Below are 20,034 nucleotides of genomic sequence, written 5' to 3'. Positions count from 1 at the left end.
TCACCACCTAAGGTCTTTGTGACAAAGATTGTTAATCATCATATCGTAAATCGTATAATAATCGACATTTATCCTTGAAACGCCTAATATTCAAGCCGCTGCATTTTCTCATTTTCATGCCTAAAATAAGACTCCTATGATTACATTTTCAGATATTCAATTGCTGCGTGGTGGTAAACCACTTTTAGAACAAGCTTCAGCGACCATTCACCCGGGCGATAAAGTTGGCCTAGTCGGTAAAAATGGTTGTGGTAAATCCACGCTATTCGCCTTACTGAAAAATGAATTATCAATTGATGCGGGTAACTTTCAAATGCCAGCCCATTGGGAACTAGCTTGGGTTGCTCAAGAAACACCAGCACTAGAACGCGCCGCTTTAGAGTATGTGATTGATGGCGACCGTGAATATCGTCAATTAGAGCAAGATCTCGCCGCGGCAGAACAAGCCGACAATGGCACCCTTGTGGCGGAATTACACGGCAAGTTAGAAACCGTTGGTGGCTACACTATTAAATCCCGCGCCGCAGAATTATTAAACGGTTTAGGCTTTAGCCAAGATCAAATGCAATGGAACCTCACCCAGTTCTCTGGTGGTTGGCGTATGCGTTTAAACCTTGCTCAAGCTCTATTGTGTCGTTCCGATTTATTACTACTCGATGAACCAACCAACCACTTAGATCTCGATGCAGTACTTTGGCTTGAAAAATGGCTACAGAACTACCCTGGCACCTTAATCTTAATCTCGCATGACCGTGATTTCCTCGACCCTATCGTAGGACGCATCATTCATGTGGAAAACCAGTTGCTCAACGAATACACCGGCAACTACTCGTCATTTGAAACCCAGCGTGCACAAAAGTTAATGCAGCAACAAGCCATGTATACCAAGCAGCAAAAGCAAATGTCGCACATGCAAAGCTATATTGACCGCTTCCGTTACAAAGCATCTAAAGCGCGTCAGGCACAAAGCCGAATTAAAGCCTTAGAGAAAATGGAGAAAGTCTTGCCGGCGCAATTTGATAACCCATTTAGCTTTGAATTTAGAGAGCCTGCCGCACTGCCCAATCCAATCATGATGATGGACCAAGTCTCTGCAGGCTACGGCGATAACTTAATTCTAGAACACATTCGCTTAAACCTCGTCCCGGGTAGTCGTATCGGCTTACTAGGTCGCAATGGTGCAGGTAAATCAACCTTAATTAAATTGCTGTCTGGCGAGCTCACCCCACAAAGCGGAGATTTAACCTACTCGCAAGGAGTGAAAATCGGCTACTTCGCTCAGCATCAATTAGAAACTCTGCATCCTGAAGAAACGCCTTTGCAACACATGATGCAAATTGCACCGAATCATACTGAACAACAATTACGAGACTACCTAGGTAGCTTTGGATTTGTCGGCGAGAAAGCTCTCGATAAAGTCGCACCGTTCTCTGGTGGCGAAAAAGCTCGCCTCGTTCTAGCCTTAGTAGTGTGGCAAAAGCCGAACTTACTATTACTCGATGAACCGACTAACCACCTTGATCTGGATATGCGTCAAGCATTAACTATGGCGTTGCAAACCTTTGAAGGGGCAATGGTGATTGTCAGTCACGACCGTTACTTACTGCGTGCCACCACCGACGATTTATACCTTGTCGATGCCAAACAGGTCGTGCCTTTTGATGGTGACTTAGCGGATTACTACAAATGGCTGACCGAGCAACAAAAACAAGATAAGAAAGATGCACAGCCAGAGACAAGCTCAGAGCCTAGTCAAAATAGCGCCGCGGCACGTAAAGAACAAAAACGCCTAGAAGCTGAATTACGCAAACAAACTGCACCAATTCGCAAAAAGCTGACACAACTCGAAACGAAAATGGACAAACTAGGCGAGCAATTAGCCGATGCCGAACAACAACTTGGCGATGTGTCACTCTACCAAGATGAAAACAAGGCTAAACTTACCCAAGTATTAACGCTACAAGCCAATAGTAAATCTCAATTAGAAGAGGTTGAAATGGAATGGATGGCACTACAAGAAGAACTGGAAGCGCTTAATCAATAATGAGCCAATATAGACCTTTACCTTTAACCTTCGAACGCTTATGGCAATTTAGTTTGCAGCATTATGGTGTGCGAGAAATTAAAGAAGCCTGTCTAGTGCTACAAAATAGGTATAAAGGTAAGGTCAACCTAGTCTTGTTATTAAAATGGCTTGATGAACACGAGTTAAGCCTAACTGAAGAACAGTGGCTACAATTAGATAGTGCGATTGAGCGAACCGAACTCTTATTACAACAATTTCGTGACTACCGACGAAAAGTGAAACCTCATTTACCGGATACGCTTTACCGTGAATCGCTACAATTTGAATTACAATTAGAACGTCAGCAACAAGCTGATTTGGTGCATTGTATTAACCTGCTTGATTTAACCCCAAGAACAGGCCAACCAATGACCCATATCTATTGTCAAAAAGTTGGCGCTCAACGGTTATCTCAAGTTTTTTATAACACTGAAAAGTAAAGGCATCCAAAACCATGTCTCTGGTAAAATATTCCACCTTAATGCTATCCAGTTTATTAGCACTGCAAGCTCATGCGACAAGCTCAACCACGGAAGATTATACTGACTTTGGACCGCTATTAACCTTAACCCAAGCACCCATTCAAGCGATGGGATTATCACTGAAAACCCGTGATGCTTTTGGTTGGAATAAAGGCACGATTGAAGTGTATGGCCAAGGCACAGTATCCAGCGTATGGGCTGACGGAGCCGATTACATCGCTGACTACTACCAAAATGATGTCAATGTCGGTTTTATCTACGCCCCTGCCGATGACTGGAAAGTCGACGTTAACTATTTATATCGCTTTGCCGGCAATAACAAACTTGATGGTTTGGTTAATGGGTTTCATGATGCGCTCGGATTAGATGATAACGGGCGACACGATGTCGATAATGACCGTTTCTACATTCAAAACAAAAAAAACGGCAGTACTCTGGAAGACTTTCAGGGCGATACATTAAATAATGCATTGAACCTGTATGTTGAAAAAACCGTATTTTCGACAAAACGCCAAGCCCTATCACTCGGGGGCGCGCTGTACTACAACAAGGTATTTAATGGTGACTTCGCTCAATCTTCTTTTGAGCAAGCCATTCAACTGAACTACTCGTTTTACTTAACCGATGCCAACCGTTTTTATACCAGTGTCAACTTTGTTCATCATGATACCGATGGTATTGATCTATTTAGCTTACGTGAATTCACCACCAATGGTAGCATCAGCTATCAATACCTATTCAATGAACGACATTCCATTTTAGCGGAATTTAGAATGCAACAAGGCGCGACTCATAACGATGAGAATGAATTGAGCATGGTTAGCTTTGAACCGATTATCGGTTATCGTTATAACTTAGGGTTTGCAGCGGTTGAGTTCTCCTTTACTGAAAATGTCATCAACAGCGATAATTCCGCTGACTTCTCACTGACCCTTGGCTATCGTCAACGTTTTTAGCATTCAAATAATTAAAGGCCACATCAATGATCATTCCATGGCAAGACATCGATCCCGACACCTTAGAGAACCTCATAAAAGAGTTTATCTTACGTGAGGGCACCGACTACGGTATGCAAGAAACCTCACTTGAGACCAAGATAAAACAAGTCAAAGGACAACTAAAATCTGGCAGTGTGGCTATTGTTTTTTCAGAGCTGCATGAAAGCGTTGATATCAAACCGATCAATGAATTGAATTAGGCTCAATACGCCCCCTATTTATTCTTGCCAGTCATTCCTCTACACTGTCATTCAAAATATAAGTCGAAAGAAAGGATTATCATGTCGGCAAAACATCCCATTATTGCGGTAACGGGTTCTTCAGGTGCGGGTACTACCACCACTTCAGAAACCTTCCGAAAAATGTTCAATATGATGGACATTAAAGCGTCTTGGGTAGAAGGCGATAGCTTCCATCGCTACACTCGCCCCGAAATGGACGTTGCGATCCGCAAAGCCAAAGAGCAAGGTAAACACATCAGTTACTTTGGCCCAGAAGCCAATGACTTCCCCGCTTTGTCTGAATTCTTTAATCAATACGGTAAAAATGGCAGCGGCCAAGTTCGTCGTTATTTGCATAGTTTTGATGAAGCCGTACCTTACAATCAAATGCCCGGCACCTTCACCCCATGGCAAGAGCTACCAGAGAATACTGATGTATTGTTTTATGAAGGCTTACATGGTGGTGTGGTCGATGGTGATGTCAATGTCTCCAAACATGTCGATTTTTTGATTGGCATGGTGCCGATTGTAAACCTTGAATGGATTCAAAAGTTCGTCCGAGATACTCGCGACCGTGGCCACTCACGAGAAGCGGTGATGGATTCGATTGTTCGCTCAATGGATGACTACTTAAATTACATCACGCCGCAATTTTCTCGTACTCACATCAACTTCCAGCGCGTCCCTACCGTCGATACTTCAAATCCACTTAATGCCAAAGGCATACCAAGTTTGGATGAAAGTTTTGTGGTGATTCGCTTGCGTGGGATTAAAAACGTCGACTTTCCATATCTGCTGTCAATGATTGAAGGCTCATTCATGTCGCGTCATAACACCCTTGTAGTGCCTGGTGGCAAGATGAGTTTTGCGATGGAATTGATCATTCAACCACTACTCCATCAGCTAATCGAAACAGGCAAAATCGCCTAAAGTGTTACTCAGAACACACTTAGTGCCTAGTCTGTGACCTTGAACACAATTTAATAGTGAAAAACCCCATAGTTAGCAGATCAAAGTCAAGAAATCCGGTCTAGAAAGGGGTAGTATAAATGCACAACTGCAACACAACTTGCAGCAATAACAATTAACACCTATTCTATTTGACCAGTTTAGCCGGTCTCAGGATGAATGACTCAAAACTGAGCAAGCCTTGTAGAGGAAGTAACAAATTATGGTTCTAGGTAAACCTCAAACAGATCCAACATTAGAGTGGTTTCTATCTCACTGTCATATCCATAAGTACCCTTCAAAAAGTACTTTGATTCACGCTGGTGAGAAAGCCGAAACTCTGTATTACATTGTTAAAGGGTCTGTGGCAGTATTAATCAAGGATGAAGAAGGCAAAGAGATGATCTTGTCTTACTTGAACCAAGGTGACTTCATTGGTGAATTAGGTCTTTTTGAAGAAGACCAAGAACGTACCGCTTGGGTTCGTGCAAAATCTCCTTGTGAAGTTGCAGAAATCTCATTCAAGAAATTCCGTCAACTTATCCAAGTTAACCCAGATATTTTGATGCGCCTTTCTGCCCAAATGGCAAAACGTCTGCAAATCACTAGCCAAAAAGTTGGTGACTTAGCATTCCTAGACGTAACTGGTCGTATCGCTCAAACGCTACTAAACCTAGCAAAACAACCAGATGCAATGACGCACCCAGACGGCATGCAAATCAAGATCACTCGTCAAGAGATCGGTCAGATTGTTGGCTGTTCACGTGAAACCGTTGGTCGTATCTTGAAGATGCTAGAAGAGCAAAACCTAATTTCTGCTCACGGTAAAACTATCGTAGTCTACGGAACACGTTAAGATTCAACATCGCGTTTAGTAGAGTAAAAAAATTAAAAGCCACTGAATGGTAAGTTCAGTGGCTTTTTTAGTATTCGAGTTTCGTTATTCGAGCGCTACGCTGCTTGTGGCTCGGAAAAGATAAGAGCCGAGAGCCGAAATTTTGCTGTTCCTAGCTTCGAGAAGCGCAGCGCCCTAGACACGAGTATCGAAGCTACCCTATCGCCGGCAACACTCCAAGACTAATCATCACCTGCACGACAATAATCACCACACCTGCCGCTAGCGTTACCATCAATGCTGGTGTACCACCAGAGACGGTGAAGTCCTGCTTATCTTGGTTGAGTGCGCGAGAACGCATCACCATAGCAACCGGTAGTAAGATGGCTAAAACCGCTAAGGCAATCGCTGCATAGCCTAGAGCCATGATAAAACCTTGCGGGTAAAATAACGCAAAACACAGTGGTGGAACAAAAGTCACTAACGCGATACCAACACGGCCGCCTTTGCTTTGGTTTTTATTTAAGCTGTCACCTAAGAACTCAAATAATCCTAAACTCACACCTAAGAAAGAAGTGATTAATGCTAAGTCGGCAAATACGGAGACCACTTGCGAAATGGCTGAGCTATGAATCACTTGCGATAAAGTACCGACTAAGGCTGTCACATCACCCGCTTGAGATAAAGTTGCTTGATCAACCACACCGAGCGTGGCCAATTGCCATAAGATGTAAACTACTAACGGCAGTAACGAGCCGAAAACCATGACCTTCTTCAAGGCTTTCATATCAAGATTCAAATAACGCACTACCGCCGGAATACTACCGTGGAAACCAAAAGAAGTGAAAATCACTGGCAATGCAGCAACAATCAAGCCTTTTTCTAATGGCATATTAAGTAGATGAACCGATTGAATATTCGGCGTTAAGAAGAACAGCATGACCGCCATCGCAATCAATTTACAGGTGAATAGTACGCGGTTTACTCGATCTACTGACTGAGTACCAAACGTCACAATCGCTGCAATGATAATAGTGAAAATCAGCGTACCGATACCATTGGAAACATCAATGGCAAACCAGTTATGTAATTTCTCATTAAACTGACCACCACCACCAGCGATGTAGGCGGCACATAGCGCATAGAAAAGAAACAGCATGGCAAACGTCGCGATCCATTTACCTTTGTCACCCAAAAACTGTTTAGCTAAAGTGTGTAGGGTGGCATCGTAATCAGCATGTTGATGTAGCTCTAACATCAGCAATGCGGTATAGGCCATCAGCGCCCACATACCAATCATGATGATTAAAGAAGTGCTGAAACCTAACCCTGCGGAAGCAATAGGTAATGCCAACATGCCAGCGCCAATCGTGGTGCCAGCAATAATCAAAGTACTGCCTAGAATCTTTGAACTGCTCATCTGCTTTTTCTTTTATTTATTGGAAGAATAAGCTGACACATTACCACTTATCAGAAGTAAATCGAGGTGATAGTTCAAAATATCGATTAAACATTCGACAATATTGACTCAAAACGGACTTTTATTATGGTGTAAAAATATAATTACACACTGTAAATAAAAATAAACCCAGAGTAATCTCTCACTCTGGGTTCATTGAAATGCGGTTTGTCGATATCAAGACAAATTAGATACCGTATTGTGCGCGGTAAGCTTTTACCGATTCAAGTTGCGCTTCGTTATTACCTTGCTCTTCAAGGTAAGTCACTAGATCACCTAGGCTGATAATCGAAATCACTGCGCAGCCAAAGTCACGCTCGACTTCTTGAATCGCAGATAATTCACCTTTGCCTTTTTCTTGACGATCAATCGCCACTAAAACACCAGCCAAATCAGCACCATTAGCTTTAATGATTTCCATTGATTCACGAATCGCGGTACCGGCTGTGATCACATCGTCCACCAGCATAATACGACCTTCTAATGGATTACCCACTAAATTACCGCCTTCACCATGATCTTTCGCTTCTTTACGGTTAAAGCAATATGGCGTATCAATATCGTGATGATCAGCAAGCGCAACCGCTGTAGTCGTTGCAATTGGAATCCCTTTGTACGCAGGGCCAAATAGCACATCAAACTCAATACCAGAATCAGCCAAAGCTGCGGCATAAAAACGACCTAGGCGTGCAAGATCACGTCCGGTATTAAACAAACCCGCATTAAAGAAATACGGACTAGTACGGCCAGACTTTAATGTGAATTCGCCAAATTTAAGAACTTGTTTCTCAAGGGCAAACTCAATAAATTCACGTTGATATGCTTTCATAAAATATCTCGACTATCGTGTTGGTGATATAGTTTTTTGATTTCGGAACATCGTAGCTAGAGCGCTTTGCTTCTCGTTACTCGAAAAAGAAGATACCCATTAAACGATGAGCTTTTCCGAGAAACGAGTTACGTTTTTTCCGAGTCACGTATTATTATTTATTCCGCCAGAGTGGCTTTCTGGACTGCGATAATATCGTTAATGCCTTTCTCGGCTAAATCTAATAACTGATTCAATTCTTGGCGGGAGAACGCTTCGCCCTCTGCTGTGCCTTGAACTTCAATCATCTTACCTTCTTCGGTCATCACCACATTCATATCAGTATCGGCAGCAGAATCTTCCACATACTCTAAATCACATAAGGCGTGCTCACCTAAAATGCCAACTGAAACCGCGGCTACATGGCCTTTCATCGGGTTCTTCTTCAATTTACCTGAAGCCATTAATGATTGGATTGCATCTGCCAGTGCCACACTTGCACCCGAGATAGAAGCAGTACGCGTACCGCCATCGGCTTGGATCACGTCACAATCAACCGTGATCATCATTTCGCCTAGTACATCCAAATCGACAACCGCACGTAAACTACGCGCGATTAAACGTTGGATTTCCATAGTACGACCGCCTTGTTTACCGCTTGCCGCTTCACGACGGTTACGAGTATGGGTTGCACGTGGCAACATACCGTATTCAGCAGTTACCCAACCTTTACCACGACCTTTTAACCAACCTGGTACTTTTTCTTCAACACTGGCATTACACAATACTTTGGTGTTACCAAACTCAACCAATACTGAACCTTCAGCATAAGCCGTATAGTTACGAGTCATTTTAATCGGACGAACTTGATCAGCTGCGCGTGAGTTTGGGCGTAAAGTTGAAGACATAAAGAAATACCTGATTAGCGATAGAATTGGGCGAGATTATAACGATCTTGTCGTCAAAAAGCGATCTTAACGACGATTAATAGAACCGCTTGGATTAAACAAACCACCTTGTCCTAGACTGTGATAATATTCACCACAGAAAAATCATCACACAATTTAGATTAGGTAATCTCCAATGATCTACAGCATGACCGCCTATGCCCGTAAAGAAATCAAATCTGATTGGGGCAACGCAGTGTGGGAAATCCGCAGTGTAAACCAACGCTACTTAGAAACTTACTTCCGTCTACCAGAACAATTTCGTGGTTTAGAGCCAATCTTACGTGAGCGTTTTCGTAAGCGTTTAGCCCGCGGTAAAGTAGAATGTCACCTACGTTTTGAAGCCAATACCAAAGCGCAAAGTGCTCTTAATATTAATGAAGATCTTGCTAAGCAAGTGATTCAAGCGGCAAACCAAATCATGTCTCTAACTGGTGAAGACTCTCGCATTAACCCATTCCAAGTGATGAACTGGCCGGGTGTAATGGAAGCACCAGAGCAAGATATGGATGCGATTCAAAAAGAATTACTTGAAGCATTTGAAGATGCGATGACTGATTTCATCGAAGCGCGTGGCCGTGAAGGTGCCAATATGAAAGCACTGATCGACCAACGTCTAGAAGCGATCACCGCAGAAGCCGCCAAAGTACGCGCTCGCATGCCAGAGATCCTACAATGGCAACGCGATCGCCTACTGAATAAATTTGAAGAAGCTAAGATCGAACTAGACAGCTCACGCGTAGAACAAGAACTTATCTTACTGGCACAAAAATCAGACGTAGCCGAAGAGCTCGATCGCCTAGATTCACACGTCAAAGAAGCCAACAACATTATGAAAAAAGGCGGCGCTTGTGGCCGTAAACTCGATTTCATGATGCAAGAATTCAACCGTGAAGCGAATACACTAGCGTCTAAGTCAATTAGTACAGATGTGACGGCTTCTGGTGTTGAGTTGAAAGTGTTAATTGAGCAGATGAGAGAACAGATTCAGAATATTGAATAGATTGATTCTGTTCTAAAAGACGCTTAGAGCCCTGTTTTTCATTATAAATGCAGGGCTTTTTTAATGAATTATCTTTAACGTTTACTTATCTTTTTTAATTATCGCTTTGAGTGCTGCTATATTGACTTTTCTACCTTCGGCTTCCTTCAAACGGCGTCGTTGCTCTGCAAAATGATCAAATTCTAATTTGGCTTTATCATCTGCGGCCTTTTTAGAAACGCTCCCTGCACCACTTAAAACCTCACGATCATTGAAGCTTAAAAATTGATCAAGCTTTTCAGCCCAATCTTGTAAAAACACCTGCTTACGACGAAGCGCTTGGTCTTCAGCAAAATCAAGCCACATATTTACTATGCGATTCAGCTCTTTAATTTCATCTTCGTACAAATAGTTTTTGGCAATAGTTATGTCTGTCTTGCGAACTTCATCACCTTTATAACTGGTTAGACCCATATCTGGTTTATTAGCATCCACACGACTAGCGATAAGCTCGGCAGCGGTCATCTTAGTAGAAGCATAATGCAGCTTATTTTGTATGATTTGAAAGAAGCGGTTAGTCTCCTGATTGGATGGCTCATAGTCCGCCGCCATAGTGAAGATCTCCTTCACCCTCAGATAAACTCGTCGTTCGCTGGCTCTAATATCGCGAATGCGTTCCAGCATTTCATCAAAGTAATCAGGAACAGCAGATGAGCCAACTGGTGGATTCTTCAAGCGTTCGTCATCCATTACGAAGCCTTTAATAAGGTATTCCTTCAATACCCCTGTCGCCCATTGACGAAACTGCGTACCACGTTGTGAACGAACCCTGTAGCCTACTGCGATAACCAAAGGCAGGCTGAAATATTGTACATTGTACGACTTCCCGTCCGAGGCAGTTGTTCGGTATAACCGAACAACTGAATTTTCGTCCAACTCACCTTCAGTAAAGATATTTTTTATATGCTCACTAATGGTTGATTTGGCTTTCCCATACAACTCACCAATCATGGCTTGAGATAGCCATAATGTATCGGATTCAAAACGACACTCAACACGAGTTTGACCATCCACACTAGTGAAAAGAATAAACTCTCCTTGTGGAGCTTGAGGGATATTATCTGTCATTCAATTGACCTTATGTATCATTGCTAGGGCTTACTTATCTCACCCCATCGTATGGTAGTTACGTAAGCAAGAAAAGTATTTTAGCCTCACCTATTTACCAATATTACTAAGACGCACTTTTCACTTCCTATTCACACCTAGTTACAATCAAACAGGTGCCGATTGAAACTCAAAGCATCATCATCTGTCTTTCTAGTAGCTAGATAACATCATTCACAAAGGCACGGTTTGAAAACACTGCATCATCTTCGTACTGCTAACTCAACTCGCTGGGCGCTAATTCTTGTGCTGTGGGTGGTTTTAGTGTGCCTGATGAAAAATATGAATGTGTTGTCGGCGGCTTGCTCAGTGTCGGCTTCTCAATCGAGTAGTGTCGCTCCAAATTTCACTTCATTTGCTGATAATAATATTGAGAATAAGGCTAAATCGGATGGAGTGAGCGAATGCCACTTATCAGAAAAGCTGCTGCAATTTCATTTTCACCAACTCGATAGTGTGGTGATAACTAGCCTACTACCGAGCTTAATGATTGCTGCGTTCCTGTGGTTTAGCCTCACATCCCATCGAATATTTCATAAACCTCCCGTCCCTAAACGGCGACGTCACTTAGAGCTTTGTACTTTCCAAGAATGAGTAATAACGACTAACTCTTATCATCACTCTCTTTTATTAAGAGAGCAGGTTTTGTTATTTTCATTTTAGGAATACCAATGCAACTTTTTACTGTATTCACACGCCTTCAGCCTAAGCTTGCCAAATTAAGTTTGGGGCTATTAGGGCTATTCGTATTATTCAGCAATTATGTCACCGCCGCGCCGCTGACAACCGGTTGGATAAAGGCCGAACAACATCCTCCGGTTGAGGTGCAATTTGTGTTAACCGGACAGGTTGATGCCAACAATAACGCTGCCGGTTTTATTGAAGTCAAACTCGCCGATGAGTGGAAAACTTATTGGCGCTCTCCGGGCGAAGGTGGCGTGTCACCAGAGCTTAATTGGCAAACCTCTAGCAATATTAATAATGTTGATTGGCAATGGCCTTATCCGCAGCGCTTCGATGTGTTAGGCATTGAAACCTTAGGCTATAAGCATGATGTGGTATTTCCACTTTCAATCAAAATCGAAGATCGCCACCAGCCGGTCAACTTTAAGGCCAGTTTAAGCTTATCGTCTTGCTCAACCGTGTGCGTGATCACTGACTATCCGTTAGAGCTAAATTTCACACCATCGGAGTTAAAAGCCGATCCGGATGCCATGCGTCGTTATGCTCAAGCAATGAGTTTAGTGCCGCAAGCTTCCTCAATGCTGGCAGATACCCAAGCAAAATGGGATGCGACCAGCAATAAGCTGCAAGTCACCCTCACCAGTCAACAAGGTTGGCAGCAGCCGGATTTGTTTATTGATGGAAAGGCAGAAAATGTCGCAGACAGCAGCTTTTCTCATCCTAGGCTTTCGATTGATGGCAATCAGTTAACCGCTTGGTTTGATGTGTCTAACTGGTTAGGCGAGCCGGATTTGAGCGGGGAATCTGTACAAGTCACCATCGTCGATAAGCAATTTATTGCCGAACAAACCATTGCTTTAACCGATGGTAGTGTCAGCGAGGCAAGTACCCGTTCATCATTATTAACCATGTTTGCATTTGCTTTGCTGGGTGGCTTAATTCTTAATGTGATGCCGTGTGTACTTCCTGTGTTAGGCATGAAACTTACCTCAGTATTAAGCGCTGAACGCCAACAAAAATCACAGGTTAGGATGCAATTTTTAGCCTCTGCAGCGGGTATTATCTGCTCATTTTGGTTAATTGCCGCCAGCTTGGCGATACTCAAATGGTCTGGTCAATCGATTGGTTGGGGGATTCAATTTCAAAGCGCAGGCTTTCTTGGCTTGATGGTATTGGTGACGGCAATTTTTGGCGCCAATATGCTGGGCTTATTTGAATTGCGTTTACCTTCATCGATGAGTACCTGGATGGCTACCAAGGGAAGTAACAAACACTCGGGTCACTTTATTCAAGGGATGTTTGCCACTTTACTGGCCACGCCTTGCTCTGCGCCGTTTCTTGGCACTGCTGTAGCATTTGCACTTGGCGCTTCTTGGGCGACTTTATTTCTGATTTTTACCGGACTAGGCATCGGCATGGCACTACCTTGGTTGCTGGTGGCACTGCGTCCTTCACTTGCCTTAAAACTGCCAAAGCCGGGTAAATGGATGAATCGCCTTAAAATCATTTTTGGTTTGATGATGCTGGCGACTTGTGTGTGGCTGATTAGCTTGCTCTCTTCCCATCTATCGACCGGATTGTTATGGGCAATCAGTGCTTTCGGTTTAGTGGTTCTGATTTGGCGTAGCGTTCAAGTATTTGGAGGACGCGCGGTAGCGATCACCAGCTGTATCGCTTTAATTGCTTCATCGGTGATCTTATTCATTGCGACTCTAACCGCGGATTATTGGCGTTCACCATTACCGGCCGAGCTAAGCTGGCAGCCGCTAGATACTCAGCTGATCCAGCAACAAGTCGCGGCAGGTAATACCGTGTTTGTCGATGTGACGGCAGATTGGTGCATAACCTGTAAAGCCAACAAGATCGGCGTACTGCTGCAACAACCGGTTTATGACGCATTGCAACAAGACAAGATTGTACGCATGCAAGGTGATTGGACAGTACCTAACCCGCAAGTGAGTGAATACTTACAATCCTATAATCGCTTTGGTGTACCGTTTAATATTGTCTATGGCCCCCAAGCGCCACAAGGTATTGCACTGCCGGTGATCTACTCCAGTAATGATGTTATGCAAGCCATCGAAAAGGCATCAGGAGGGGTTCAATGAAGTCGATAAAATCAAAACTAATTGGGGTATTCAAGTACCTAGTCTTGCTGGTTGTGGTATCCGTTGCGGTCGATCTGTGGCGTAGCCAGTCGGTACCAACACAAGCCAGTTTCAACCTCAAGGCGCAAGATATCAATCAACAATGGGTCGATATTGAGGCACTAAGCCAAGAACAACCAGTGGTGGTGTACTTCTGGGCTAGTTGGTGTTCGGTGTGTCAATTCGTTACGCCAAGTGTTAACTGGGTAAGTGATTACTACCCTACTGTCGGCGTTTCCTTGTCATCCGGTGAATCCCACAAGCTGCAACGCTACTTTGAATATAAACAATTGGGCTTTGCCAACATTAACGATCCACGCAGCCAAATCGGCCAGCAATGGGGAGTCAATGTTACCCCGACAATTTTTATCGTGCGCAATGGTGAAATCAAACACATCACCACCGGCTTTACCTCGCCAATCGGTTTACTTGCTCGACTATGGATGAGTTAAGCCAACCGCTTTCTAGCCAGTTATTTAAGAACTCTTTTTAGGAAATATGATGACAACAACTATCAAACAACACGCTTTAATTTGGGTTAGCCTACTCATGATGAGCTTAACAACAACCACACTACAAGCGGCAACACTACCACAAGAGACTGAGCAGAAAATTAATGAAATCGATCAACTGCTGCGTGACAATCCTCAGGTAGTAGATGGCTTACACGAAAGCTTGCAACGTTATGTCCATCAGCAAAACCAATTTGATGCGGTACTACAGCAAAATAATGACTATATCTACAACAACCCGGACCAACCGTCTTATGGCGCGAAAGACCCAAAACTGACGATTGCCTTTTTTACTGACTACAGCTGCCCTTGGTGTAAAAAACTCACGCCAGTATTACAACAATTAGCGGAGAAGTATCCAGAACTCAAAATCGTGGATATTTTAGTACCACTAAAAGAAATCAATAGTGAGCAAAACTCGGCGACTTATGCGCTAAACACTTGGCAGAATAAAGCAAGCAAGTTTGCCGAAGTCAGTGAGTTATTAGTCAAAAAGCCGGGTAGTCACAATCCTGCGTCACTACTTCAAGTGGCGAAGAAAACTGATACCCGAGAGCTACTAGAAGCGATCGAGAAAACGCAACAGCAAGTGACCAAGAACTACCAACTGTTTGCTCAACTTGGCTTACAAGGTACACCTGCAATGTTAATTGGCGATGAAGTGATCCCGGGATATTTACCAATTGAAAAACTAGAGCCGATTATCCAAGCGCAATTGGCTAAATAACCTCTGCTGCGGATAACTAGAAGAGTCTATTACTCGTTAAGCCCACTATCTGTAAAACAAGGCGGCTATCCAGTCGCCTTTTTGGTTTTAGCTTCCTATTTCAAACTCAATTCAGAAATAGTTACAACAGACATTTAGACGTCTAGACGTTGACATCTCGCTGTACAAGCTTTACTCTGCGCGGCCTATTTTGTTTTCGATCTTCATTAATCGATCTTTATTAATACTGGTGTGTTATGTCTGCCCCTGAATCATCAAAATCAGTTCCATCTCATCGTCCGGCACCCTCCGCATTGGCACTATTACCTCTCGGTGTCTTCCTGACATTATTCATTGGCGTCGGTACCTACTTAACCATTCAAGGCGTTGATTTTGCGTTTTATCAACTACCTGCTCCGATAGCGACATTGCCAGCCATTGTGGTGGCGATTCTATTAAGCAAAGAAAAAATAAATAAAGCGATTGAGCAGTTTTTAAATGGTGTCGGTCATCAAGACATCATTGCCATGTGTATGATCTACTTGCTTGCAGGCGCTTTTGCCGCGGTTGCTAAAGCCTCTGGTGGGGTAGATGCCACGGTGAACCTTGGTTTATCTTTGCTGCCAACCAGCATGATCTTACCGGGCATCTTTTTAATCTCGGCCTTTATTGCCACTGCGATGGGTACGTCGATGGGCACCATTGCTGCCGTTGCGCCAGTGGCAGTCGGCATCGCGCAATCCGCAGGCATGAGCATGCCACTAACTGCTGGTGTGGTATTAAGTGGCGCGATGTTTGGTGATAACTTATCGATTATCTCTGATACCACCATTGCCGCAACACGCTCACAGGGTTGTGAGATGAAAGATAAATTCCGTGAAAACGTCAAAATCGCCATTCCAGCAGCGTTAATCGCCATTGTCATTTTTGCTTTAAGCAGCACCGCCACTCAAACGCCAGCAACAGGTGATATTGAATGGCTGAAAATCCTACCTTATCTCACCATTTTGGTTTTAGCGGTTTCAGGTCTGAACGTGTTTGTGGTGTTAAGCTTGGGCATTATTCTCGCCGGTGCGGTGAGCTTATATTCAGTGCCAGATTACGCATTCGGTCAACTCGGCAAAGATATCTATGCTGGCTTTGGTAACATGCAAGAAATCTTCTTATTATCGATGTTAATTGGTGGCCTAAGTGAACTAATGCGCCAGCAAGGTGGTTTAGCCTTTTTGACACAACTAGTAAGCCGTATCATTCATCAGTTCGGCGCAAAACATTCTGCCAAAGCCAACTCAAGAGCCAGTGAGCTGGGCATTGCCATTCTAGTGTCTCTCACCAACTTCTGTACTGCTAACAATACGGTAGCCATCATCGTTTCTGGCAGTGTGGCGCGTGAATTATCAGACCAAAATGGCGTAAGCGCCAAACGCTCGGCAAGTTTGTTGGATATTTTCTCTTGTGTCACGCAAGGTCTTTTACCTTATGGCGCACAGATCTTATTACTCGGCTCGGTATTTCAATTATCGCCGCTAGAAATTGTCTCGAACTCTTTCTACTGCTTTATTTTGGCGGCTTGCGCGATCATTGCGGTATTTGTGAAAAACCGTCACGCTTAAAACGTCTCTGTCATACTGGTTAAAGCCACTTGTGTTTATACCCAAGTGGCTTTAATTTTATCTGCAAAGCAGGCGCTTATCGATTCAAATTCCCTATCCCTTATGCTACTCTTCGCTCCCCTTTTTTATCCTTATTGTTTTTAATGCTTTGGCTAAATCGCCGAGTTGACTAAAATGGTAACGATAAACCTCAACAAAAGTGAATGAATAATGATCGGTAAAGGTACCCTTTATATTGTTTCTGCACCGAGTGGTGCGGGTAAATCTAGCCTCATCTCTGCAATGTTAGAAAGAAACCCTAACTACGCAATGAAAGTCTCTATTTCACATACCACACGTGAAAAACGTCCGGGTGAAGAAGATGGCGTTCATTATCACTTTGTTGAAAAGCAGCACTTTGTTGAGTTAATGGAACAAGGCGTATTTCTTGAGCATGCTGAAGTGTTTGGTAATTATTACGGCACTTCTCGTGTGTGGATTGAAGAAAACCTAAATAAAGGCATCGATATTTTCTTAGATATCGATTGGCAAGGCGCGCGTCAAATTCGCACTCAAATGCCACACGCCAAAGGTATCTTTATTTTGCCGCCGTCAAATGGTGAATTAGAGCGCCGTTTAAATACTCGTGGTCAAGATAGCGAAGAAGTGATCGCCGGTCGCATGAGCAAAGCAAAATCTGAAATTTCTCATTATGATGAATATGATTATCTGATCATCAATGATGACTTTGACGCCGCGTTAATGGACTTTAAAGCCATTATTCGTGCTGAGCGTCTAAGACACGACAAACAAGCGGTTAAATATAACGGCATGTTGAAAGCCTTACTGGCTGAATAATCGAGAGTTTTTCTCTCAAAATACACAAATAATTACCCAGCCATCTTATTGCTAGAATCTCTAGCAGTAAGGCTGTATAATTTCCCGTCATTCTAAATAAAATTCACTAATTGGAGTCAACCATGGCACGCGTAACTGTCCAAGACGCTGTTGAAAAAGTCGGTAATCGTTTCGACCTAGTCCTAATTGCGGCTCGCCGCGCTCGTCAAATGCAAACTGGCAACAAAGATGCATTGGTTCCTGAAGAAAATGATAAGACTACCGTTATCGCACTACGCGAAATCGAAGAAGGCTTGATCACTAAAGAAGTACTAGACGCACGTGAGCGCCAAGAACAACAAGAGCAAGACGCGGCAGAATTAGCAGCAGTAAGCAGCATCGTTCACCACCGTTAATCTCTCTATTCTGGGCGTATAACAATTGTACTTATTTGAAAGTTTAAAGGCCGTTGCCCAAGAATATTTGCCAGAGTCTCAAATTGAGACTCTGCGTGAAGCCTTTTTGGTTGCAAAAGAGGCTCATGAAGGTCAAAGTCGTTCAAGCGGCGAACCTTACATCATTCACCCCGTTGCGGTCGCCCGTATTCTGGCGGAAATGCACCTTGATAACGAAACCTTAATGGCGGCGTTATTGCATGATGTGATTGAAGATACCGAAGTCACTAAAGAAGAGCTTGCTGCTCAATTTGGTGAAACCGTGGCTGAATTAGTCGATGGTGTCTCTAAGCTCGATAAACTCAAATTCCGCGATCGCAAAGAAGCTCAAGCTGAAAACTTCCGCAAAATGATCTTAGCCATGGTGCAAGACATTCGCGTGATTTTAATTAAGCTGGCTGACCGCACCCACAATATGCGCACCCTTGGCGCATTACGCCCAGATAAACGTCGCCGTATCGCACGTGAGACGGTTGAAATTTTCTCTCCCCTTGCCCACCGTTTAGGTATCCACAATATAAAAACTGAACTTGAAGAACTCGGTTTTGAAGCTTTGTACCCTAATCGCTACCGCGTCTTAAAAGAAGTCGTCAAAGCCGCGCGTGGCAATCGTAAAGAAATGATCCAACGTATTCACAGTGAAATTGAAGGCCGCTTACAAGAAGCTGGTTTGCAAGTTCGCGTACTCGGTCGAGAAAAAAACCTTTACTCTATTTACAATAAAATGCGCACCAAAGAGCAGCGTTTCCATACCATTATGGATATCTATGCTTTCCGCGTGATTGTCGATACCGCAGACACTTGCTATCGAGTATTAGGTCAGGTACATAACCTGTATAAGCCACGCCCTGGCCGCATGAAAGACTACATTGCGGTACCAAAAGCCAATGGCTATCAATCTTTACATACTTCAATGGTAGGCCCACACGGGGTACCGGTTGAAGTGCAGATTCGTACTGAAGATATGGATCAAATGGCTGACAAAGGTGTCGCGGCACACTGGTCATACAAAGCCAATGGCGATAGCTCCGGCACTACCGCGCAAATTAAAGCGCAGCGTTGGATGCAAAGCCTACTTGAATTACAACAAAGTGCGGGTAACTCATTTGAGTTTATCGAGCACGTTAAGTCCGATTTATTCCCTGATGAGATTTTTGTGTTTACGCCAAAAGGTCGCATCATTGAATTGCCGGCAGGCGCAACCGCAGTTGATTTTGCCTATGCAGTACACACTGATGTTGGTAACACTTGTGTAGGTGCGCGCGTTGATCGTAATCCGTACCCACTGAGCAAAGCACTGAAAAATGGCCAAACCATTGAAATCATCAGTGCGCCGGGCGCTCGTCCGAATGCGGCATGGCTCAACTATGTGGTGACTTCTCGCGCTCGCACTAAGATACGCCAAGTATTGAAGACCATGCGTCGTGATGAATCGGTGGCACTAGGTCGTCGCTTGTTAAATCACGCACTAGGTGATCTGTCTATCAGCGACATTAGCGAAGGCAACATTACTCACGTACTTTCCGATCTTAAACTGAAAACACTCGATGAGTTATTGGCAGCGATTGGTTTAGGTGAGCTGATGAGTATCGTGATTGCACGCCGCTTACTCGGTGATGCCGATGAGTTAACCGAACTACCTGTTTCTGAAGATGAAGCCAACTCTGAGAGTCATTCGAAGAAAAAGAAACTGCCGATTCGTGGCGCTGAAGGTATCTTGCTGACTTACGCGAAATGCTGTCACCCGATTCCAGATGATCACATTATTGCGCATGTTTCACCGGGCCGTGGCTTAGTGATCCACCGTGAAACTTGTCCGAATGTTCGTGGCTATCAAAAAGAGCCAGAACGCTATATGGCAGTTGAGTGGTCAAAAGATTTTGAACAAGAATTCATTACTGAGTTAAAAGTCGACATGCAAAACCGTCAAGGTGCGCTAGCGGATTTGACTAATGTGGTATCTTCTACTGGTTCGAATATTCATGGCATTGCCACAGAAGAACGTGATGGTCGCTTGTATACCATCACGTTATTATTGACCGCCAAAGACCGTGTGCATCTTGCTGAAATTATGCGACGTATCCGTGTGATGCCGCATGCATTAAGAGTTCGTCGAGCGCGTAACTAGAGATCACGTTCCCTGTTACTCGAAAAAGATTAATTTTTCGAGTAACAGGAAACGAGTATAT

19 protein-coding genes are annotated in these 20,034 nt (G+C 43.7%); 15 read left to right on the top strand and 4 right to left on the bottom strand.

Annotated features, from left to right (window positions below):
• Positions 1 to 136: 136 nt before the first annotated feature.
• The 6 genes from L3V25_RS05485 to crp all read left to right on the top strand — a co-directional run bounded on the left by L3V25_RS05485 (position 137) and on the right by crp (position 5,570).
• Positions 137 to 2,044, top strand: coding sequence for an ABC transporter ATP-binding protein (locus L3V25_RS05485; protein WP_237294485.1), 1,908 nt, complete (start codon positions 137 to 139; stop codon positions 2,042 to 2,044).
• Entirely contained in the window at positions 2,044 to 2,505 is a 462-nt protein-coding gene (locus L3V25_RS05480) for a TIGR02444 family protein (protein WP_237294484.1), read from the top strand. Before L3V25_RS05485 ends, L3V25_RS05480 begins: the two co-directional genes overlap by 1 nt.
• Positions 2,506 to 2,519: 14 nt before the next feature.
• Entirely contained in the window at positions 2,520 to 3,503 is a 984-nt protein-coding gene (locus L3V25_RS05475; RefSeq protein WP_237294483.1) for a DUF3187 family protein, read from the top strand.
• A 26-nt stretch (positions 3,504 to 3,529) separates the two neighbouring features.
• Complete coding sequence (locus tag L3V25_RS05470) at positions 3,530 to 3,745, top strand: YheU family protein (protein ID WP_089124935.1); 216 nt, start codon at positions 3,530 to 3,532, stop codon at positions 3,743 to 3,745.
• A gap of 81 nt (positions 3,746 to 3,826) precedes the next feature.
• On the top strand, positions 3,827 to 4,696 hold the full coding sequence (locus L3V25_RS05465; protein ID WP_237294482.1) for a phosphoribulokinase: 870 nt from the start codon (positions 3,827 to 3,829) through the stop codon (positions 4,694 to 4,696).
• Positions 4,697 to 4,937: 241 nt separating this feature from the next.
• On the top strand, positions 4,938 to 5,570 hold the full coding sequence (gene crp / locus L3V25_RS05460; protein ID WP_017025416.1) for a cAMP-activated global transcriptional regulator CRP: 633 nt from the start codon (positions 4,938 to 4,940) through the stop codon (positions 5,568 to 5,570).
• 193 nt (positions 5,571 to 5,763) lie between these two features.
• Here crp and L3V25_RS05455 read toward each other — a convergent pair whose 3' ends face one another.
• The 3 genes from L3V25_RS05455 to rph form a co-directional block, all read right to left on the bottom strand.
• Entirely contained in the window at positions 5,764 to 6,969 is a 1,206-nt protein-coding gene (locus L3V25_RS05455; RefSeq protein ID WP_237294481.1) for an aromatic amino acid transport family protein, read from the bottom strand.
• 226 nt (positions 6,970 to 7,195) lie between these two features.
• Positions 7,196 to 7,837 (bottom strand): orotate phosphoribosyltransferase, encoded by a 642-nt coding sequence (gene pyrE / locus L3V25_RS05450; protein ID WP_086960370.1) that lies wholly within the window; start codon positions 7,835 to 7,837, stop codon positions 7,196 to 7,198.
• Positions 7,838 to 7,995: 158 nt separating this feature from the next.
• A complete protein-coding gene (rph, locus tag L3V25_RS05445) occupies positions 7,996 to 8,724 on the bottom strand; it encodes a ribonuclease PH (protein WP_237294480.1) in 729 nt (242 codons plus the stop codon).
• A gap of 175 nt (positions 8,725 to 8,899) precedes the next feature.
• On the opposite strand from rph, the gene L3V25_RS05440 reads away from it, so the two are divergent.
• Positions 8,900 to 9,766: a YicC/YloC family endoribonuclease gene (locus tag L3V25_RS05440; protein ID WP_237294479.1), complete on the top strand. Its 867-nt coding sequence runs from the start codon at positions 8,900 to 8,902 to the stop codon at positions 9,764 to 9,766.
• An 81-nt stretch (positions 9,767 to 9,847) separates the two neighbouring features.
• Here the strand turns inward: L3V25_RS05440 and rhuM are convergent, their stop codons facing one another.
• Positions 9,848 to 10,873 (bottom strand): RhuM family protein, encoded by a 1,026-nt coding sequence (gene rhuM / locus L3V25_RS05435; protein WP_237294478.1) that lies wholly within the window; start codon positions 10,871 to 10,873, stop codon positions 9,848 to 9,850.
• Positions 10,874 to 11,101: 228 nt separating this feature from the next.
• Here rhuM and L3V25_RS05430 point away from each other — a divergent pair, with 228 nt between their 5' ends.
• The 8 genes from L3V25_RS05430 to spoT all read left to right on the top strand — a co-directional run bounded on the left by L3V25_RS05430 (position 11,102) and on the right by spoT (position 19,973).
• Positions 11,102 to 11,506, top strand: coding sequence for a hypothetical protein (locus L3V25_RS05430; protein WP_237294477.1), 405 nt, complete (start codon positions 11,102 to 11,104; stop codon positions 11,504 to 11,506).
• Positions 11,507 to 11,583: 77 nt separating this feature from the next.
• Positions 11,584 to 13,704, top strand: coding sequence for a protein-disulfide reductase DsbD domain-containing protein (locus tag L3V25_RS05425; protein WP_237294476.1), 2,121 nt, complete (start codon positions 11,584 to 11,586; stop codon positions 13,702 to 13,704).
• Positions 13,701 to 14,195 carry a protein disulfide oxidoreductase gene (locus tag L3V25_RS05420; RefSeq protein ID WP_237294475.1) on the top strand — a complete coding sequence of 165 codons (495 nt, stop codon included), beginning with the start codon at positions 13,701 to 13,703 and terminating at the stop codon, positions 14,193 to 14,195. Before L3V25_RS05425 ends, L3V25_RS05420 begins: the two co-directional genes overlap by 4 nt.
• 46 nt (positions 14,196 to 14,241) lie before the next feature.
• Positions 14,242 to 14,982, top strand: coding sequence for a DsbA family protein (locus L3V25_RS05415; protein WP_237294474.1), 741 nt, complete (start codon positions 14,242 to 14,244; stop codon positions 14,980 to 14,982).
• Positions 14,983 to 15,218: 236 nt separating this feature from the next.
• Complete coding sequence (locus tag L3V25_RS05410) at positions 15,219 to 16,574, top strand: Na+/H+ antiporter NhaC family protein (RefSeq protein ID WP_237294473.1); 1,356 nt, start codon at positions 15,219 to 15,221, stop codon at positions 16,572 to 16,574.
• Between the two features lie 213 nt (positions 16,575 to 16,787).
• Positions 16,788 to 17,411, top strand: coding sequence for a guanylate kinase (gene gmk / locus L3V25_RS05405; protein WP_237294963.1), 624 nt, complete (start codon positions 16,788 to 16,790; stop codon positions 17,409 to 17,411).
• A gap of 122 nt (positions 17,412 to 17,533) precedes the next feature.
• The gene (gene rpoZ, locus L3V25_RS05400) at positions 17,534 to 17,806 is read left to right on the top strand and encodes a DNA-directed RNA polymerase subunit omega (RefSeq protein WP_027696467.1); all 273 of its coding nucleotides are present in this window, start codon (positions 17,534 to 17,536) and stop codon (positions 17,804 to 17,806) included.
• A 25-nt stretch (positions 17,807 to 17,831) separates the two neighbouring features.
• On the top strand, positions 17,832 to 19,973 hold the full coding sequence (gene spoT, locus L3V25_RS05395; protein WP_237294472.1) for a bifunctional GTP diphosphokinase/guanosine-3',5'-bis pyrophosphate 3'-pyrophosphohydrolase: 2,142 nt from the start codon (positions 17,832 to 17,834) through the stop codon (positions 19,971 to 19,973).
• Positions 19,974 to 20,034: the final 61 nt, after the last annotated feature.

The sequence above is a fragment of the Vibrio sp. CK2-1 genome, from assembly GCF_021726515.1.
Classification (GTDB): Bacteria; Pseudomonadota; Gammaproteobacteria; order Enterobacterales; family Vibrionaceae; genus Vibrio.
Note: the sequence above shows the minus strand (reverse complement) of the source record. Positions and strands in the feature narration are given on the sequence as shown.

What these genes read in the sequence shown, in the direction of transcription:
- rph (WP_237294480.1), bottom strand. Translation starts at nt 8,724, where the DNA reads ATGTCTTCAACTTTACGCCCAAACTCACGCGCAGCTGATCAAGTTCGT.
- L3V25_RS05480 (WP_237294484.1), top strand. Translation starts at nt 2,044, where the DNA reads ATGAGCCAATATAGACCTTTACCTTTAACCTTCGAACGCTTATGGCAA.
- L3V25_RS05485 (WP_237294485.1), top strand. Translation starts at nt 137, where the DNA reads ATGATTACATTTTCAGATATTCAATTGCTGCGTGGTGGTAAACCACTT.
- L3V25_RS05420 (WP_237294475.1), top strand. Translation starts at nt 13,701, where the DNA reads ATGAAGTCGATAAAATCAAAACTAATTGGGGTATTCAAGTACCTAGTC.
- L3V25_RS05440 (WP_237294479.1), top strand. Translation starts at nt 8,900, where the DNA reads ATGATCTACAGCATGACCGCCTATGCCCGTAAAGAAATCAAATCTGAT.
- L3V25_RS05455 (WP_237294481.1), bottom strand. Translation starts at nt 6,969, where the DNA reads ATGAGCAGTTCAAAGATTCTAGGCAGTACTTTGATTATTGCTGGCACC.
- L3V25_RS05410 (WP_237294473.1), top strand. Translation starts at nt 15,219, where the DNA reads ATGTCTGCCCCTGAATCATCAAAATCAGTTCCATCTCATCGTCCGGCA.
- crp (WP_017025416.1), top strand. Translation starts at nt 4,938, where the DNA reads ATGGTTCTAGGTAAACCTCAAACAGATCCAACATTAGAGTGGTTTCTA.
- rhuM (WP_237294478.1), bottom strand. Translation starts at nt 10,873, where the DNA reads ATGACAGATAATATCCCTCAAGCTCCACAAGGAGAGTTTATTCTTTTC.
- L3V25_RS05415 (WP_237294474.1), top strand. Translation starts at nt 14,242, where the DNA reads ATGATGACAACAACTATCAAACAACACGCTTTAATTTGGGTTAGCCTA.
- rpoZ (WP_027696467.1), top strand. Translation starts at nt 17,534, where the DNA reads ATGGCACGCGTAACTGTCCAAGACGCTGTTGAAAAAGTCGGTAATCGT.
- pyrE (WP_086960370.1), bottom strand. Translation starts at nt 7,837, where the DNA reads ATGAAAGCATATCAACGTGAATTTATTGAGTTTGCCCTTGAGAAACAA.
- L3V25_RS05425 (WP_237294476.1), top strand. Translation starts at nt 11,584, where the DNA reads ATGCAACTTTTTACTGTATTCACACGCCTTCAGCCTAAGCTTGCCAAA.
- L3V25_RS05465 (WP_237294482.1), top strand. Translation starts at nt 3,827, where the DNA reads ATGTCGGCAAAACATCCCATTATTGCGGTAACGGGTTCTTCAGGTGCG.
- L3V25_RS05470 (WP_089124935.1), top strand. Translation starts at nt 3,530, where the DNA reads ATGATCATTCCATGGCAAGACATCGATCCCGACACCTTAGAGAACCTC.
- L3V25_RS05475 (WP_237294483.1), top strand. Translation starts at nt 2,520, where the DNA reads ATGTCTCTGGTAAAATATTCCACCTTAATGCTATCCAGTTTATTAGCA.